Origin of the sequence: Rhizobium sp. BK376 (assembly GCF_004341625.1) — a bacterium.
In the GTDB taxonomy this organism is placed as follows: Bacteria; Pseudomonadota; Alphaproteobacteria; order Rhizobiales; family Rhizobiaceae; genus Rhizobium.
On record NZ_SLZG01000002.1, the window covers coordinates 582,173 to 600,464 of the forward strand.

16 protein-coding genes are annotated in these 18,292 nt (G+C 56.2%); 8 read left to right on the forward strand and 8 right to left on the reverse strand.

What is annotated here, in order from left to right:
* Nucleotides 1–42: 42 nt before the first annotated feature.
* The 3 genes from EV561_RS07315 to EV561_RS07325 are packed head-to-tail and all read right to left on the reverse strand — an operon-like array spanning nucleotide 43 to nucleotide 4,118.
* Nucleotides 43–1,083, reverse strand: coding sequence for a capsular biosynthesis protein (locus tag EV561_RS07315; RefSeq protein ID WP_245512626.1), 1,041 nt, complete (start codon nucleotides 1,081–1,083; stop codon nucleotides 43–45).
* 57 nt (nucleotides 1,084–1,140) lie between these two features.
* Nucleotides 1,141–2,271, reverse strand: coding sequence for a hypothetical protein (locus EV561_RS07320; RefSeq protein WP_132519243.1), 1,131 nt, complete (start codon nucleotides 2,269–2,271; stop codon nucleotides 1,141–1,143).
* A 41-nt stretch (nucleotides 2,272–2,312) separates the two neighbouring features.
* Nucleotides 2,313–4,118 (reverse strand): hypothetical protein, encoded by a 1,806-nt coding sequence (locus tag EV561_RS07325; protein WP_348633728.1) that lies wholly within the window; start codon nucleotides 4,116–4,118, stop codon nucleotides 2,313–2,315.
* Here EV561_RS07325 and EV561_RS37090 point away from each other — a divergent pair.
* Entirely contained in the window at nucleotides 4,056–4,349 is a 294-nt protein-coding gene (locus EV561_RS37090) for a hypothetical protein (RefSeq protein WP_165927762.1), read from the forward strand. The genes EV561_RS07325 and EV561_RS37090 overlap by 63 nt on opposite strands.
* 292 nt (nucleotides 4,350–4,641) lie before the next feature.
* Here EV561_RS37090 and EV561_RS07330 read toward each other — a convergent pair whose 3' ends face one another.
* The 4 genes from EV561_RS07330 to EV561_RS07345 form a co-directional block, all read right to left on the reverse strand.
* Nucleotides 4,642–5,835 (reverse strand): hypothetical protein, encoded by a 1,194-nt coding sequence (locus EV561_RS07330; RefSeq protein WP_132519249.1) that lies wholly within the window; start codon nucleotides 5,833–5,835, stop codon nucleotides 4,642–4,644.
* Between the two features lie 228 nt (nucleotides 5,836–6,063).
* Complete coding sequence (locus EV561_RS07335) at nucleotides 6,064–7,155, reverse strand: polysaccharide biosynthesis/export family protein (protein ID WP_165927763.1); 1,092 nt, start codon at nucleotides 7,153–7,155, stop codon at nucleotides 6,064–6,066.
* A gap of 214 nt (nucleotides 7,156–7,369) precedes the next feature.
* On the reverse strand, nucleotides 7,370–8,425 hold the full coding sequence (locus tag EV561_RS07340; protein ID WP_165927764.1) for a polysaccharide pyruvyl transferase family protein: 1,056 nt from the start codon (nucleotides 8,423–8,425) through the stop codon (nucleotides 7,370–7,372).
* Nucleotides 8,426–8,428: 3 nt separating this feature from the next.
* Entirely contained in the window at nucleotides 8,429–9,511 is a 1,083-nt protein-coding gene (locus EV561_RS07345) for a polysaccharide pyruvyl transferase family protein (protein WP_132519258.1), read from the reverse strand.
* 212 nt (nucleotides 9,512–9,723) lie between these two features.
* Between EV561_RS07345 and EV561_RS07350 the strand changes: the two genes are divergently transcribed.
* The 6 genes from EV561_RS07350 to EV561_RS07375 all read left to right on the forward strand — a co-directional run bounded on the left by EV561_RS07350 (nucleotide 9,724) and on the right by EV561_RS07375 (nucleotide 16,016).
* Complete coding sequence (locus tag EV561_RS07350; RefSeq protein WP_132519261.1) at nucleotides 9,724–10,905, forward strand: glycosyltransferase family 1 protein; 1,182 nt, start codon at nucleotides 9,724–9,726, stop codon at nucleotides 10,903–10,905.
* Nucleotides 10,902–11,600, forward strand: coding sequence for a hypothetical protein (locus tag EV561_RS07355; protein ID WP_132519264.1), 699 nt, complete (start codon nucleotides 10,902–10,904; stop codon nucleotides 11,598–11,600). Before EV561_RS07350 ends, EV561_RS07355 begins: the two co-directional genes overlap by 4 nt.
* Before the next feature lie 189 nt (nucleotides 11,601–11,789).
* A complete protein-coding gene (locus tag EV561_RS07360; RefSeq protein WP_245512607.1) occupies nucleotides 11,790–12,977 on the forward strand; it encodes a capsular polysaccharide biosynthesis protein in 1,188 nt (395 codons plus the stop codon).
* Nucleotides 12,978–13,157: 180 nt separating this feature from the next.
* Complete coding sequence (locus EV561_RS07365) at nucleotides 13,158–14,486, forward strand: glycosyltransferase family 1 protein (protein WP_245512608.1); 1,329 nt, start codon at nucleotides 13,158–13,160, stop codon at nucleotides 14,484–14,486.
* A 96-nt stretch (nucleotides 14,487–14,582) separates the two neighbouring features.
* Entirely contained in the window at nucleotides 14,583–15,236 is a 654-nt protein-coding gene (locus tag EV561_RS07370; protein WP_132519267.1) for a hypothetical protein, read from the forward strand.
* Between the two features lie 51 nt (nucleotides 15,237–15,287).
* Nucleotides 15,288–16,016, forward strand: coding sequence for a class I SAM-dependent methyltransferase (locus EV561_RS07375; RefSeq protein ID WP_132519270.1), 729 nt, complete (start codon nucleotides 15,288–15,290; stop codon nucleotides 16,014–16,016).
* Between the two features lie 100 nt (nucleotides 16,017–16,116).
* On the opposite strand, the gene EV561_RS07380 is transcribed toward EV561_RS07375, so the two are convergent.
* Nucleotides 16,117–17,148: an aldehyde reductase gene (locus EV561_RS07380; protein ID WP_132519273.1), complete on the reverse strand. Its 1,032-nt coding sequence runs from the start codon at nucleotides 17,146–17,148 to the stop codon at nucleotides 16,117–16,119.
* Nucleotides 17,149–17,278: 130 nt separating this feature from the next.
* Between EV561_RS07380 and EV561_RS07385 the strand changes: the two genes are divergently transcribed.
* Nucleotides 17,279–18,250 (forward strand): AraC family transcriptional regulator, encoded by a 972-nt coding sequence (locus EV561_RS07385; RefSeq protein ID WP_132519275.1) that lies wholly within the window; start codon nucleotides 17,279–17,281, stop codon nucleotides 18,248–18,250.
* The last annotated feature ends 42 nt before the right edge of the window (nucleotides 18,251–18,292 follow it).

Here is an 18,292-nt window from a genome sequence, read left to right on the forward strand (position 1 = left end):
TGCCTTCGGTTATTCGCACATCATTGTCACGCGGCCGTCGGTTTAGATCAGGCCATCTTGCCGTTGCGTCGCCACGATAAGTTCGATCGCTCGAAAGACATCAATCGGCTGCCAGTTCGAGGGATCTCGGTAGGAAGGATACAGGGAAAACGCTGCTGCTGCGATTTGATCCACCGTGCGTTTCTCGGTGCGCCTCTGCGCTATGGCGGCTTGCGCCGCCCGGCTGAGGAAATCTTGCGTCAGGCCCCAGCCGGCATAAAACGGTGCTGCGTAGCAGCGCACCGGTTTTCCTCGAAGCAACGCATCAAAGCCGAATTGACTGGAGACGGTCCAGACCTCGTCTACGACATCAAGGACGGCGGACACTGAAACTGTGTCGCCAGCGAGAACAACGTTGCGCCGTCGGGAAGCTGCGTCAGTCAGGTATCCCTTGCGAAGACCCGCCATGACGTCGGGATGGGTTCTGACGATGCATTGCGCATCCGTTTGCAGAGCGTCGCGCAACATGCGATCGAAGGAAGAGCTTGAGCCGCATGCTCCGCCGACAGACATATCACCGACGACTTGATCGACCAGCAGAATGCGCCTTTTGACACTCCGCTCGATGGAGGGTGGCCTGTGGGGTAGGTGATTGTATTTAGAGAGCCTGTTGTCGACGATCGCCTCTCTGATGCGCGCGCCCAAGCCATCGCATTCCCTATTGCCGGCCGAGACTATCAGCGTTTCCAGACGGGACGGTCGCGATGCGTCCACCGCTTTGCCAATGTCGTCCGCAGTGATGGAGAACGGAACGGAACCCTCTTTGCCAAGTCCGACCGAACGCAGGAATCCGTCTTCAAGCGACCAGTGAGGAAGGCCACGCACACCAGAAATAGCCTTTGCAGTCTTTGCGGGAATCCGGTCACCCCAAGAGACAATACCGTCTATCCCGGGTGAAAGGGTTGAACGAAGCTGCGGAAGGTCGAAATATCGATGGAGCCAGGGGAATGCCTGCCGCACGTAGAAGGTCGCGCCAAGGCGCGTTGCCGCAGATGGATACCACGGCTTGTCCGAACTAAGAGGGAGAGCCGGTATTCCGGCAATCGCATTCAATATCATCGATCCTTGCGTTTTTTAAATGTCCCTACCAGCGAGGTGATTTCAGCGCCAATACGCCTCGTCGGCGAGGTCAGGCAAATTCTGCGGCGAAGGCGATGTATTCGAATTGGGCATGACATTCGTATAGTCCTCACACAGGGTCATGACCCAGACGTGCTGTTCTCCGCTGATGGGGTTGCGGATTGTTCGTGCGTAGATCTTGCCGGCTCCCGTCGCGCTGGAAGAGATCTGCATTTCCGAATTGAAATTCAGATTTCGATCAAAAGGCTGGCTGCAGCGGCCACGCGCGTAGAGGGCCTGGGCGAGTTCCAGCGCGCCCTGGTGTGAGCGCGGGTTAATCCAGTCCTCGCGCGCCCATTTTTCCCAACGGGTCAGTCCGAATTCGCGTGTCCAATAGGTTTGCTCCATCTGCCGGGACTCCCCAGGAGACTTCTCGTCGCCAGCCACCTGAGCAAAATGACTGGACACGATCGAGACGAAGTCTCGTCCGGATTTGTAGGCAAATGGTGCGACCGTCCAGGTGGTGAGGGCGCGGCGATATTTCGGACTGCACGCTCCCATGTGACTTGATGCGGCACCAGTCAGCAACGCGCTTTCGAAAACACCGTATCCGGTTGTTCCGACCGCCGGTACGGGCGTCGGCGCGATGACCCATCCGCGAAAAAAGCGCTCCGAACTGTCACTGTGGCGCAAGCAATTGGATGATTCATACACGGATAGCGCGACCGGACTATAACTGCCCATGATGAAGCCGTAGCCATTATCGCGCCATTGGATGGAGGCCCCGCCACTCGCGTTCGCATCAGGCCCTCTGCAGTCCGCTGACCGGCCTTTCAAGCTCGAACTGACAATGCGGGTGGTGCTGAGCCTCGTTACGGGTAGGTTGAGCTTGGCGATCGTACCCTGCCGGCAGTCTGAGCCGGGCGAGGGGAAATTCCCCAGGATATAGGGCGGCATTTCCCCGGGCTCGGTATTGCGATGTTGGCCACAATCCCGATCGCCCGGTATGGCCGAAGCAAGCGTAGCACCGCCAGGCTTGACGCACACGTCCATGACCATGAAATCATAAATGTCTCCCAATCTACCCTGTGCTTGCGCATGTAGGGAAGGCAGCAAGCCCACGGTCAAGGCGATTGCCGAAATCAACAAACGAATTGCTTTACCGATGCTCATGGGCGGCCCGATGGGGTTGTTGGCGATCGCTGCTTATCAAATCAGGATGAAAATTGATCCAGCCTCACTCCTTCGAAAAGCAGTTTCTGCCTTTGTCCGCGACTGTGGTTGAAAACCCTGAACTCGTAGGTGTGCCCGGCACGGACGTCAAAGATCAAGACAGGGGGATACTGGTTGCCGAGTTGCACTTTCGCGGTAGCGGCGATGCCTGCATCCGGCGCATATACATCAAGCGTTACGGGCGCCGACGTGCCTTTCCCGATCCGGGGCAGCCAACCGGCAGAATATTCAAGACGCAGAAGAAATTCGGCGCGCCAACGACCTTCCGGCAAGGAGATATTCGGGCCAAAAATGATATGTCCTTCCGTTTCCAGTCTGATGTGCTGCTGAAGAGGATTTGTACTGACTTCCTGTGCGCGGTACGAAAAGGCGCTGCACGGAACAATCGACGGTGGGTACGAAATTATCCGGCGCGTCAGGACATCACGCTGCGCCTCCGAAAGCAATTGATCACGCAGAAGAACAACGAAACAGGCATCATTCTCGTCGGCTGTCTTCAGAGACCTTCTGTCCATGCCGAATATGTCGATGTGAACCGGAGGCGAACCTTCTTCAACGAAGGCCTGCAGGTCGCCCAATGTCAGGTCTTGAATATACCAGTCTTTCGGTCGTCCGCGCTGCATGGTGAAGACTACGCTGTGCTGCGCTCGTACCATTCCAGCGAGCGATCCGAACACCATCTGCGGGTCGTAGCAGTTGTGCAGATCGGCCTCGGCTAGAATGACCTCCTCGCCGAGTGTTTCGCGGAATAGTGACGTCAAGTCCGGTTCAACACCCCAGTATCGTGGTCCCCGGGTGTCCGTACGCGGACCGCCGAACGTATGCGCAAGCAGGTCCTCGCCAAAACGTCTCTGTAACGTCAGGCGATCATCGGGAGCCAATTGCTCAAGTGCAATCCCGATCGTCCCCGTTGTCGAAAGCCTTTCCTGGAGGCCGCGGGTTGCATGCGCCAAGGCCTGCGCATCTCTTCCGTAGTATGGCAACCTCGGTTCCGGTGGATCGCAGCACGCCGTGTCGATCACGTGAGCCATGGCTGCTCCATCATTTTCCGGGACCAAACACTCGTTCAAGATGCGATCCACAAGGGAAAGGACTTGCTCACGCGGGTGCGCCTGGAGGCTGTCGGGAAGCAGCGCATCGGCGATCGTGTCCACATCGGCAAGATCGATGGTCAAGCCTTTGCGGGCATAGATCGGATCTCCCCATGCGATAACCGGGAGCCCGGCCATCAATGCCTCCAGGCCGACATTTGAGGAATGCGTGGCGACCGCGCTCGAAACTGCGAAGAGGTCATGGATACTGACGTCGGAGACAACACGGATGCGGTCCGACTGCGCCAAATTCCATTGTGTTTCAGGTCCTTTGGGGTGCGGCTTGAAAACGGCGCGCCAGCCTGCCGGAAGGCGGTGGAACAACCTTTCATAGATCGCGGCAAGGTTTGGATAGTTTCGCAGACTGACTGCGACATTCGCATCGAAGGCAACCTGGCCGGGAACGAAAAGAATAGGCCCTGTGTCCTCTCCGCTCCAATTTCGGAGTGCTGCGAGTTGGTGTTCATCCGAAATCTGCGGGTATTTAGACCGTCGCTCATGCTGCCATTCGTCGACGAAAGCCGTGGTCTGTCTCATCGTTGCTTGATCAGCCTGTAAGCTCGATCCCGGCGGCCATATCCTGTCGAGGCGAGAACTTCCCCTGAAGAAGTGCGGTGCGTAGGGATCAACGAAATGATACCCGGAAAAAAACGGGCTTTCCCAATAAACGCGAGGGACGCGCCGCTGGGAGGCCATGACAGCCAAAATCCGCGAGACCACCTCCGCGCCGTGGGCAATGAAGACGACCTGTGGCCGCTGATGCGCTATCAATTCATCCGCAGCGGCTGCGACGCCGCGCAGGTGCTGGCTCCAGACGGACTCCATAAGCACCGTGTCGGTCCGCACATCGTTGATGGCAAAGCTGTGAGCAGAAAGATCGACGAGATCGAGGGAAAAACCGAACCGATTGCGAAAGGCGAAATCTGACAGCCGCGGCGCGGAATGAAGGCCGCTATCAAGAAGAAAGGCGCAATTTTCCCGTTCGCCCAATGCTTCTCCATCGTTCCAATAGGGAACAATGGAGGGATCAAAACCTGCTGTGCGAACCGTCCCGGCGAGAAGGCGTGCGTTCTCGGCCGATTCCCGACCGGGTAACCGAAATATGAGGGCACGGCGCGTGGAGGTCATCGGCTTTACCTTAAAGGGCCGTCGTCTTCCCCAAGACTAGCCTCCCGTTCATAAACGTATCTTCGCCGTTTAATTCTTTGTCCAAGTATTACTAGGCGTGGTCTCGGACGCTGTAGTAAACGAGTTTCAATACGATCCAAACTCCAAGCGTTGTGATGAATACCAAAAACGAATCGAGCACTTTCCGCGGATAGGTTGCTATCTCAGGGACGCCGGGATGAACGTAGGTTGCGAGATAAATCTGGTTGTTGCTCGCCTGCATGCGGGCTGCTTCGTAGCTCGTCAGCGATGATTGGTAGAGCTTGGTGGCTATATCTACGTCCGATTGGAGCTGGTCGTATTTGGTGACGAGCTGCGCATCATCGAGTGTGTCACCGTTGGTCGTACCCTCCGTTCCGCCAATCTGTGACTGAAGTCTGTCGATCTGCTCTTGGGCGGCGGCGATCTGGTTCTTCAGCAAGCTGAGCCTTGGCGAGGACGGTTTCATATAACTGCTGAGTGACGAGTATTCCGCCTGCAGATCAGCCAGATCCCCCCGCATCTTCGCATTCAAGGCGATTTTGCCCTCGGCTTCTTTACGCGCATCGAGTGTCCTCTGTCCCGTACGCAACGCCGTTTCCTGTGCCCGCACGTCCTTGAGCCGTGCTTCGGCACGGTCGAGTTCGGCCTTGGAAAACGCCATCTGGGTCTGGCGCGCCTTCTCCGAAATGTCGTTGACCAGCTTTTCGCAGAGTATCTGCAGGGCTGAAGCGATCGTGTAGGCATCCTGCGGCGTGAATGCCGTGACTTGCACGGTATTGATGCCTGTTGCGAGATCGTAGTTTGTCGAAACTCGGCCGCTCCAGTATTTGACCAGTTGCTCAGTCGATGCGTCATTGGCCAGGCGCGAAAGGAAATCGACGCCGTCGCGGGTGTAAAACTTCCTGATTCCCACGCTCTTATCGAGTTCCGTGACGGCGTCTCTGCTCATCACGTAGTCCGAGACGATAAAGCTGTTTGACATTGCGAGTGCTGTTTCCGCGGCTACCGAGGTTGTTGCATTGGCTCCGTCGGTCGGTCTTACGGAAAAGCGGAATTCAGACATGTATTGCGGCGAGGCGAGGAAGGCAAAATACAGGGAGCCAATGACTGTGGGCAGAACGACCATCACAAGGAAGAAAAGCGTAGCGCCTGACATGCCGCCCGTGGCCTTCGTCGCAAGCCCCACGATTTTTCCCGGCTTTAGCTGCGCCTTCGATCTCCGAGGTAGCTGAGCTGGTAAGGGCTCCGCCTTCGTCGTCACCACTCGGCGATCAGGGCGAACCTCATCGAGCCTGAGAAGCAGGGCGCCCTGAGCCTTGTCGTTGGTCCCGGCTGCCTTCGGAGCCTTGTTCGCAGTGTCCAACGCGCCCTCCTAGACCCTGTGCTGCAACCGCAGCAAAATACAGAGCCTTCTTAGCATCAAGATACAACCTTCGGAAGCTTTGAAGGCAAGCATGGCGCAAACCACAAGACGATAATTTTTATCGACATCTCAATTCTGCAACGCGTTGGAAGCCGCCGCAGCCTGCACGACCGGAGCGGTCGTTGCCCCGATGATGGTGGCAAACTTGCGAACCTCTGCCATCGACGAATTCGCGATGTAGATGAGATCCCTGTTTCGGACGCTGAAGCTCTTGAGCAGGAAAAAGCCGCTCGGGTCGCTGAGATCAATCCGGTAGATCACATTCGCGGTATCGCCGGCGCCGGAAATAGGCTTGCCGGGCATCAATTGCCGCACGAGGCTAACCGGTTCCGTCCGGTATATGAATATTCCCTTTGCATTGGCGCGATCGTCGTTAAGCCCGCCCACCTTTGCCAGTGCCTGGTTCAGGTAAAGCTGCGCCTCATCGAATTGAACGGAAGCATTTGCGGTCGTGGCGCCGAATACGGTGAAGCTTCGTGGCTGCCTGAGCAACGTGATCACATCGCCCGACTGCACATAGATATTTTCGACCGGATCGGAAATGAGCCGCTCCATCGGGATCGTTTCCGTGTGGAGGCCTCGCGTGATCTGGACTGCAAGCTGATGCGCCTCCATCCGCGGGCCGCCTGCCATAGCAATAACGTCGAGAAGCTTCTCGCCACGGGCAGAAAGCGGAATCAGGCCACTGGTCGCAACTTCGCCAGTCACCGTCACCGTGTTGGAGACGTTCTTGACCACGCTTACAAGTACTTGCGGCTCGACCGCTACGCCCTTGAGCGCCGATTCGATTTCCAGCTTGACTTGATCGGGCGTCTTGTTGGCGGCCTTTATGGTGCCGGCGTAAGGAACGGTAATGGTTCCGCTCTCGGAAACCGGCTGCTGCGGCACCTGCGTGCCGCCCATGGTGCGCGCCGTCGTCGTTCCGGACGCGAACAGTCCGTTATTCGAAGCTTCCCAGATCGAGACGACGACATCGTCACCGACACCGATGAGTGAGGAACTCTTTTTCCGGGTATTGCCAAATGTCACGGCAAGCTGCTGGTCAACGCGGCCTGAGAGGACACGGACAACTGCCGGCGTAACTTCGACAACGGTATAAGGCGCATAAGTCTTCCCGGCTTCCGAGAGAATGTCACCCGCACTGGGTCCCGAACTGGACATCCCGGTACATGAAGCGACAGTCAAGCTGATTACGGCGAGTGATAGTGCAGAGAAAGCTTTCAAAAAATTCATAAAGACATTCCGTGACGTGCGTAATCGCCGAACAGACTCAAACTTACAATTAGCCGCAGGACTGATTATCTGAAGAGCTGAGTTTCTACAATGCTTGATAGAAAAAATAGAATCAACAGAATCGTATCGCACGCACCGATCGTCAATATGGATTGGCCTCCAAGAGACCAGGACGAGCCTTCCATCGCTGGCGTTCAAATTTGACGACCCGATCCAGTGGAAAAGCGTCAAAGAGCCTTTCGCCGGTGTAGGCCAGAGGGCTCCAGTGAGCGTCGAGAAATCTCATGGCTTGATCCCAATCGGTTGTCGATTGCATCGGCTGGACATAGCTCAGCACACAATCCCGATCGACGCCGCTATAGAAATCGATCATTCGATGATCGATCGGGCGATCCCCTTCGATGGAGATAAACCCAGACGAACCTTTTTGGTTGGCAAACCAGGCACAAGGGATTCCATATGTTTCCGCGATCACGAGGCCGTGCAAACTTGTCGAAAGAATCCGACGACAGGAGGCGATCTCTCTGACCTTATCGCGCAAACCTTCCAGAGTGGGAGGGGTATAGGTATTGATGATCCGAATGCTGCTCGTCAGGGAAGGGGGGATATCATAGCGAGCCAGATTTGCGCGCACCGATGCAACTGCTGTCGCAGTGTCGAGTTCGGAAATGTGGACAATGACACCCAGTTCGCAATCTTTTTCGCGATGTTCAAACGGAAAGACACGCGGTAAAAACCAGACGGGGTCTCCAAAGACGTCAGGGACCTGAAGTCCGAGCTTTCGCAGGGCTGTCGCTGTGCGCCTGCCTCGGACGCCGTGAACCACTAGCTCCGTGTTCGCCGGAATCTCGTACGCGCTGAGCGCCCCTTTCCAGTTACGCTTGAGATCGAATCCCGTTCCCCACAGATGGATTTTGCCGCCATGCTGCGCATGGCCGATGGTGCCCACTGCTGCCAGGCGTTCAACCGGTTGTCCAAAAGAAGCTCTTTCTACCTTCAAGCCGGACATTGCCGAGACGATAACTGCGCTGAGTGCATCGCCAAGATTGGCATCCGGGTGAGTTGCGGTCGTCCAGACCCAGGACAGGCGTATGCTGCTGCCGGCCCGCTCATCCGGATTTGTCGATAATGCCCCGGCAGCCGGCGGTGCCGGGCGGCGGCGAAGGAGTTTTCTGGCGGATGCAAACAACTTGAGCACCCTCTATCGCCACAGCGCTCGTCTGAGACTCGAAAGAGACCAATTGCGGGCTGCGGCTTTGATTGTGCTTTCCTTATATTTTACGACCGGCAACGCGGTAATCGTCGGGTGATCGAACGCGCTCCCGGTCGAGCCCTTTTTCAAGGGGTTCAAGGGCAGGGGAAAAGCTTCGATCAGGCGATTTTCCTTCAGATGTTTGGGTGCCCAGACCGTGTCGATCGTCTTTATCAGCGCTTCCCAATCTGTCCGTTCATTTCGTGGCTGATACCAGACATCCAGATGCGTCTCCTCAATACCGCGATAGAGATCGACGAAGCGGAGATCGAGACCTTCCTCATTTTTCAAATCTATGCGGCCCAGACCTGCTGCCTTCGCGCGGGGTGAGAAATAGAGGCATGGGATACCGTAGGATTCGGCGAAGACCATGCCGTGGAGGCTCGTGGATACAATCCTTTTGCAGGACAGTATCTCATCAAGCCGTTCGCGCAGACTGGCAATTGAAACTGGCGTCACCGTGTTGATCAGTTTTACTGTCCGGCTATCGTCCTCGGAAATTTCATGGCGCCTTGAGTCCGGCTTCGGGTGCGGTTCATATTCACGATCCGACAGCTCGGAAAGATGCAGGATAACGCCCAGTTCGTATCGCTTCTTTGAAGGAGCGCTATGAAATCGAGGTAGCAGCCAGAGGGGATCTCCATAGACAGCCGGCCCGGAAAGATCCGGGGCTAATATCCGCCTGGTGAACGGACCCCTGGTAGCATAGACCGATAAAGTCGTATCGCTGGGACGGCTGTAGGGTATCTTGGGTTTGTCCGTTTGAGTTGGATTGAGATTAGGGGATGTCCCGGTACCCCAGAATGAAACGTCGCCGCCGGCGAACATATGGCCGATGGTCCCGACTGCGGCCATCCTGACCTTTTCTGACTTTGCCGCGACGTGTCTAATGGGAAGGCCGGAGAGCATGGAAACAATGACTGGCGATAGTGCGTCACCGAGATTGAGGTAATTCTCGTTTCCCCCGGCAGTAACCCACGAGAGGGGTATGACACCGGTGGAGGAAACAGCATTCGACAGTTCTTTCGACAAAATTCACCGCAATTCTAAGTTGTTCTCGGCCGGCCAATGGGCGGTGAACGCATGCTTGAAGGGTGAAATGGTCATTATCACACGATTACAGCGAGCAAAAGGAGGAGTGTGCTCTCATTCTGTGCATTAAATTCCACCGGAATCGATGGCTGTCTTGTTCGCGATCTGCAGGTCTCGTATGGCATATTCGTCAAAATCGGACGGGGGAGCGAATGTATCGAATTTCAATGCCAGAATTGCCGATACATACTCCTCGCGTGCTTTTCGATATCTCGCGTCTCGTGCGAAGCCGAACCAAATCGTTCGGTACCGGTGTCGATAGGATAGATCTGGCAATCGGTTTGGATCTTCTCAGGCGTTTCGACACAAGATGCCACTTTATATGCGCGGCAGGACGTGGTTTCTCCTTGCTGCCCTGGTCTCTCGGCAAAAACCTACTTCTGGGCCTAGATGGCGCCTGGAACGGTTCCCAACTCAAGCCTTTGACGCGGGAGGCCGACGATCCGTTCAGGTGGTTACTTCAACGGTCTGTGGGGAGGTTGTTTTTTCAACCGCGCAACGAAGTTATTTCGACCGAAACCACGTATGTCGTGGCGTCGCATTCTGGGATTGGAAAAATCAGGGGAGGAATGAACCGGCTGGACCCCCGCCAGAAGATGCGACGTGTCGTCTATATACATGACCTTATTCCGCTTGATTACCCGGAATATCAACGTCCTGAGACCTTTCGCCAGTTCACGGACTATTTGACGGAACTGGCCGATGCGCCAGTTTTCATCATCGCAAACTCTGAAGACACGGAAAAGCGAGTAAAGTCATACGCGAAGCTACACAATTGGTCGCTCATGGGCACAGAGATCGCCATTCCTCGCCTCAGGTTGCATAGCGCAAGTTCCGCGCCCCTCAGTGAAAGCTTGAGCCTTTTTCTGCACGATCCCAGTCCATACTTTGTGATTCTCGGAACCATTGAGCCGCGCAAGAACCACATGTTGCTATTGCAGATTTGGCGAGAATTGTCGCAATTGCAGGCGGCGCCTCGGTTGTGCATAGTCGGCAAACGAGGTTGGGAGAATGAAAACGTATTCGACATGCTTGAGCGCTGCCTGCCGTTGAAAGGTTGCGTATTTGAGTTTTCCGGGCTTACCGATTTTGAGGTCCAAACGTTGTTGCAAGATGCCAAGGCATTGCTTTTTCCCTCTTTTGCCGAGGGGCTCGGCATTCCCGTCCTAGAGGCTGCGGCACTGAATGTTCCCTGTATTCTATCGGATATTCCGGTGTTCCGGGAAATCGCACCGCCGGGCACCGTATTTTTGAGTCCCCTTGATGGGATCGGTTGGAAAAGGGAAATCCTTGCGCTAGCAGATGACATAGGGGAAAGGCGGTATGTTTCATGAACATCAGCTTGGTGAATGTTCATAAAACGCTGCGCCAGAAAACCACGAAGACCAAGATATTTGAGGCGGCGAACGCCGAATTCGCGGCTGATCGGGTTACCGGTATTCTTGCTCCACCCCGAAGCGGAAAAACGACCCTTGTAGGTCTGACAACCGGCAAGCTTCGCCCTGATAGCGGCCGTGTGAAGCGATTGTCGCTTGTCTCCTTTCCTGTCGCTGCTGGAGGGGTCTTTAACGGGGCGCTGACAGGCCGAGAAAATCTTGCATTCCTATGCCGGGTTTTCGGATTTGATCCGGTGCCGATCATTCGCTTCATTCTGGAATTCACCGAGATTGGAAAGGCGATCGACAAGCCGTTCAAGAACCTCAATCGGGACGAACGCACCCGTTTGCTGTTTACGGCATGCTACGCAATTCCGTTCGACACTTATCTCGTTGACGAAAGCATTATCGGCGGTCGCGGTTCGTTCAGGACGCAGTGCGAGGATCTGGTCAGGGAAAGGATGCGGACCTCGGGCTTCATCATCGTGAGCTCTTCGCCGACACTGATAAGAAAGTATTGCGAGGATATATTTGCCATCGACAACTACCAGATCAGACGGATGAACGATGTCGATGAAGCAGAGGCGCTGATCGGATCGGATCGCTTGCGCGATGGAGATGGTGCGTTGGATCTCGTGTCGGACGGGGGATAAGCAACAGTATTATCCCAGGATAATGTGTTGGGTACGACCATGGATATAGGTGCAATGAATAATAGAGGGGCGGCTTTCTTGGGGAATCTCCAGGAAAACACACGCCCACCCAGTGTTCATAATGGTCCGTCGCAAGCGGCGGGGAGACCCACATATGCTTTTGGGATGCAGGCGTGGAAGCGTCCGATCATGGCGCGCTATTTCAAAGACAGGGATTTCACGTTTATCCCGCTCCATCTGAGCGAACGCCAGTTAACTGAGCAGTGGCTTAGCAAGATTGATCTGGCCAATCTTCCCGATTTCTTCCTATGGGGTCTCAATGTTCCCGACGCGCTTTCGAGTTTTATAAGGCAACATCAGGTCAAGACATTTATCGTCGAAGACGGTTTTCTTCGCTCTTCACGGGCTCATGCCAGCAGGACACCTCCGCTTTCTCTCACTGTCGACACGCGTACGGCCTATTTCGACAGCCGAACACCGTCCGACCTGGAACACCTTTTAAACACATATGATTTTCAGGCCGACGAAGCTTTGCTCGACAGAGCGAAAGCCGGAATGTCCGCTCTTCTTGAGACAGGCATCAGTAAATATAACGGAAGCCGGCTGCCGCGGCATCAGGAGCTCTATGCACCCAAGGACAGCAAGCGAGTTCTCGTCATAGGGCAGGTGGAAGGCGATGCATCGATACGGTATGGATGCTCCACTGTCGTAACCGACGACGATCTTATTCGGTTGGCCACTAGTGAGAATCCTGATGCGGAGATTATCTACAAGCCCCACCCTGACGTCCTCAATAAAGTGCGGACTTCGCGTTCCAATCCGGCCAAGTTCGCGGCGTCCTGCCATGTCCTGACACATAACGTCCCGATAGCACAGGCCCTCGAAACGATTGATCAGGTTTATACGATTACATCGCTTGCCGGTTTCGAGGCGTTGATGCGTGGCGTGCCCGTTACAGTATTGGGGCTGCCATTCTACGCCGGCTGGGGATTGACCGATGATCGGCAGCAGAGCGATCGGCGCGGCCGAATACTGACGATCACCGAACTCTTTGCTGCAACCTATTTCTTTTATCCGCTCTATTTTGAACCGGAGACGGGTGCGCAGATCAATTTTGAGGACGTCGTCGAACTTCTGCAATCCGGCTATGAGGCGAGTTTTCGCTTCGACCGTCCCGCCAGCATGGCCTGGGAGCCCTGGGGACCTTTCGGGTTATTGGGTTGGCGGCATTTATTGACCGGGATAGTTGCACCGATTGTTTCGTTGTTGGGAACGAAGGAAGACGCAGAATACTACCGGGCATACCCCATCGACTTCTTTCGAGAGCGGCCAAGCAAGCACTACCGTATGCTGGGACGACTTCTTTATCCATTTTGAGGCCCAGAGGCCTCGCTACGCCGATATGCTCGGCCAGCGCTCAAGCGCAATCCTTGGAATTTTGCGGAAATGCGCGCTCCATTGTTGTGCGATCCACTGTTATCGCTCATAAGTGTTACGTTTCGGCGCATCAAGCCGGGGCGCTGTTATGGCCGAGTTGGGAATTATCGTGAAATGTCAATGCCCCGGGTAATGGTCGATGGCTATAATCTTGCGCTGGAAAAGGGGACGGGTATTGCGACGTATGCGAGAAATCTTAGCGCGCAACTCGTTGATCTCGGCCATAAAGTAGATCTTCTCTATGGGGTTCGCTCCTCTGTCGGCCGGAATGACCTGTTAGCCGAAGTGGGATTCTTCGACCCGTCGATTCGGCCGGTCAAGACAAGTCAAGTGATCCGTCGCCTCGCAACCTCACCTTGGGGTGTTGCTGCCAGGCGCGTACCAATTACCGGGAAGGTTATTTCGACAAATATGCGGGAGCGGCTGCCGGCCCACGATCGAATCTACAACTCTCGCGACTTGTATTGGTTCTCCCGGTGGCATTTCCGGGTTTACGGCCGCTTTTTGGGGACCAATTATGACGATTCCGCGGATATCGCCCATTGGACCTATCCGTTGCCAATCAAGCTGAAGAACGCGGCGAACGTCTATACGATCCATGATCTTGTCCCGCTGCGATTGCCCTACGCGGCGCTAGACAACAAGAAAGAATTCTTTCGGGTCGTAAAACGCATCTGCGATCAAGCCGATCACATCGTCACGGTTTCAGAGGCATCCAAGCGTGACATTGTCGATCTGATGGGTGTCGATGAGAGCAGGGTAACCAACACCTATCAGGCGGTGAGCCTGCCGAAACACATTCTCGACCGGGACGAGAGTGAAGTGCAGGCCGAAGTTCAGTCCATATTCGGCCTAGAGCACAAAAAGTATTTTCTCTTCTTCGGCGCCATCGAGCCGAAGAAGAATGTGGCTCGGATTTTGGAGGCTTATCTGGCGAGCCAGGTCAAATATCCCTTGGTGGTAGTCGGGCAATTGGTTTGGAAGAATGCCAACGAATTGCGCTTGCTTGGAGTGCCTACCGAAGGCTCGTCCAAAGCAAGAGGGAAAGCGCAGACCTTTGATCCCACGTTGACTGTCGTTTCCAGGGCGTCCTCGGTCATCCGCCTTGAATATTTGCCGCTGAGTTTGCTGACATCCGTCATTCGCTGCGCTCGCGCAGTCGTCTTTCCGTCCCTGTACGAGGGGTTCGGCTTGCCTATTCTGGAGGCGATGCAATTGGGCACTGCCGTCATAACCGGAAGTGAAGGCGCCAATCCGGAGGTGGCTGGAGACAGTGCCTATATCGTGGATCCCTACAAGGTCAGTTCAATTGCACAGGCAATCAGAGACCTTGCCAATGACGACGATCTGGTTCGATCATATGAGGCGTTGGGCAGGGAACGAGCCAAGCTCTTTTCGCCGGAGAAATATCGGGAACGACTGGCCGATCTGTACAATAAAATACGGTAGCGTGAGTGTTGAAGCAGGAATTATGCCGTCCCGGAGCATCGCTTGACAAGGCCCGGCAAATGATCGGTTTTTTTCATGACTGATGGGAACTCATCATTGGATGAATTGCTTGCGAAAGCAAAGGACGTTGTTGCGCAGGCACCTGATGCACCAATTGCCCCGCTTCTGCTTGGTCTCTGCGACGCTGTTGCGAGATTGCAGGCCGATCAAAGCGAGATGCGCAAGGAGGCGTTTCGAGAGGGTATTCGCGGTGCGGCCAAGGTCATCCAGAACCGGCAGAAAATGCAGGGATCGATACTCTCCGACATTGTCGCGGAGAATGGAGGCAATGCAGATGTCTTTGCCCAGGAGGCGGCCAAGGTAGCCAACGTGGCGCCTGTCAAGATCGAGGACCTTCGAAAGCTGCGTCAGAAACTCAACACCGCGTTGGAAGGCAATGACGAAATCGATGATGAGTTGAAGCGCATCTACTACTCCGTCGTGATGGATCGAAATCCTTCCGCGGCCGACATTCTCCCGCCGGGTTCGCCATCGCGTTCGCTCGATGTGGCAACGTTCCTGGTCGAGAGGGTACTGTGGGAGGGGTGGTGGACGCTCGGAAATGGTGGAATAAACGTTCCCGAAAAGCCATTGGCAAAAGTGGGTCGGTATTCCGGCCAGGATTCTCGACCTCAATCGGCAGCCAATCCCGTTCTCACGCTGCTTTCGGCCTGGGTGTTGACCCTGATTGAGACGATCAAGGGTAAATAGGGTAGCCGCATTTCACAGTGGGAAGAAGAACGTCTCGAAGAGGAGAGCTTCGTGCCGGATCTGCACTACGAGCATCCGCGGTTGGCGGCGATCTACGATCTCGACTCCGGCTGGTCGAAGGATCGTGATTTCTATCTTGCGTTGGCGGGCGCGGGGCGCAAGCGCATCCTGGATCTTGGTTGCGGTACAGGGCTGCTTTGCGATGCCTACGCAGCTGAGGGACATGATGTGACCGGCGCCGATCCTTCGGCCGCCATGCTCGATGTCGGCCGGCGCAAGCCGAATGGCGACAAGATCGAATGGGTGCAATCCTTCGCCCAGAATTTTCGGTCTGCAAAACGTTTCGATCTCATCATCATGACTGGTCACGCATTCCAGGTTTTGCTCGACGATACCGACGTTCTCGCGACTTTCGCGACAATGCGAGATCATCTGGCGCCCGACGGCCTGATCGTCTTTGAATCCCGCAATCCGGCGATCGACTGGCGCCTGCGCTGGCATGGCAACGAGGACGAATTCGAGGTGGACGGCTTGGCCATACGACAGACCTGTGAGGTTCTGTCGGTAGCCGGCGACCGCATTGTCTTCGAGACGCGCTATGCCTTTCCTGATGAGGTCCTGGTTTCGTTGAGCGAACTTCGGTTTCGCTCTCGGACCGAGATCGAGGCCGGATTGCAGGTATCGGGGCTTCAGGCGAAGAAGATTTGCGGCGATTGGGACGGTGCCCTCTTTGTCAGCGATTCCTCGGACGAGATGATCTTTTTCGTCGGTTGCGGTTAGCCCTCGGTCGTTTCAATTTCGGAGCCCTCGCCTGCAATAGGAGGCGAGGGCGTTTTGTTGACGGTGAGGCCAACGATGCTGCGGTGGCTTGCTCGGCTGCTTAGCCGTTGAGCAAGCCAAGCTGGATCAAGCTTTCGGCGCAGGATATGATCGCCTCTTCCCTCGATCGTGGAGCCCAGCCGAGAAGGCGTTCGGCCTTCTTGCCGGTTGCGTTCATGTCATAGTCGAGCAGCGGCACGACGGCCTTCAGCTGCGGGTTCGTTTCACCGGCGATGCGCACCTGCTCGTCGGGCCATACTTCCGTCGACACTTTTTCGGCTGCCTTGCCCAAGCGCTGCTTCAGCAGTTCGGCAACTTCGATCATCCACATGCTCTCGCCCACCGTGGCAAGGAAGCGCTCGCCCTTGGCGGCGGGGTCGATCATGGCGCGAAGATGCAGATCGGCCACGTCTCGAACATCTACGCAGCAGGAATTGACGTTCAGGCATCCCGGCTGGCCATTCAGCATGTTGGTGATCAGCCGGATCGAATGGGAGTAGTCTGCGCCCAGAGCCGGGCCGTAGACGGCGACCGGATTGACTGATGCAAGCTCTAGTCCATTGCCTTCCCGCGCGATGAAGTCCCAGGAGGCGCGTTCCGAAAGGGTTTTCGATTTCTGATAGGGCGCGACGTTGCCGCTCAGGTCGCTCCAGTCGGTTTCGTCGAATGGTCTGCGGTGATCGGGCCTGTGGCCGACGCCGATCGCGCCGAAGGCCGAGGTCAGCACGACACGTTTCACACCCCCTTCACGCGCCGCGCGGAGAACTCGGAGATTGCCGTTGACGGCGGGCTCGATCCAATCCTCCTCGCGGGTCTGATCGCCTGATGGCGTGGGCGAGGCGCCGTGCATGACATAGTCGCATCCTTCTGCAGCCTCCGACCAGCCGCGGTCCTCGGTGAGATTGGCGACAACGAAGGAGAGCCGATCGCCGGCATCCACGCCGCCCACCTTGAGATGCTGGCGCACCTCCGCTTCCCGTCCGAGCGAACGGACGGTTGTGCGCACACGATAGCCCGCGTTCAGCAGCACCAGCATGCAATGTTGCGCAATGAAGCCGGTGCCACCGGTCACGAGTACAAGCCTGTCGGTCATTGATGTCATACCTCATGATGTTGAATTCGTGCCGCATTTCCGTTGCGGCTTGTCGATGAGGCGAAAGTAGGTGGCGGTGCCTGGACTGTGAATGCTTGAAAGTACGGGTTGCTTTCGCGATAGTACGAGAATGTTGATCGATCCATTCTCCGAAGTTCTGACACTGACCAATGCCGAGGCCGTCGTGACGGGCGGGTTCACCGCTGGCGGTCCCTGGGCGATCCGTTTCCCGGCTCGCGAGAAGATCAAATTCTTCGCGGTCGTGAAAGGCAGTTGCTGGGTAATGCTGGATGGAGAGCCCGATCCGGTTCTTTTCGAAACCGGCGACGTGGGTCTGCTATCGGTTCCGCGAGGCTCCGTTCTCGCCAGCAATCCCGGTGTCGCCCCTGTCGGGGCGATGGAGCTGTTCACGGGAGCCGGACGGAACCTTGCGACGATCGGTGATGGCAACGACTTCGCCTATATCGGCGGCCACGTCCTTCTCGATCCGATCCGCGGAAAGCTGTTCGCGGAGATCCTGCCACCGTGGATTCACACGCGGGCGGCATCGCCGCAGGCCGCTGTCTTCCGCTGGCTCCTTGACCGGCTCATTGAGGAAAGGGATGCAGCCCAGCCGGGCGCGCTTCTCGCCTCCGCGCAGCTGACGCAACTGCTCTTCATCCAGATCCTGCGCTCCCATCTCGAGACGGCAAGCCTCATGCCCGCCGGCTGGCTGCGCGCGCTCGCCGATCGTCGGATCGCACCCGCGCTCCGGCTGATGCATGGCGATCCGGCCCGGTCATGGCATCTGGAGGAACTCGCCAACGCCTGCGCGATGTCGCGAACATCCTTTGCCTTCCACTTCAGGACGGTCGCAGGCGTTGCGCCGCTCACCTATCTGACCGAGTGGCGGATGCACCTTGCCGAACGTGCTTTGCGGGAGGAGAGGACGACTGTCGCGACAGTCGCACGCTCGCTTGGCTATGCCTCCGAAAGCGCCTTCAGCACTGCCTTCAAACGCATCAAGGGCAGCTCGCCGACCGCCTATCGCGCGGCTCTGATTGCTTCGAATTTGAATAGTCCGGGAGAGCCGCGCCCGGACGATGTCGCTGATGCCACTTAGGCGAGCCAGCCGCCTTTAACATCCATTTTGCCGGTCTATCGG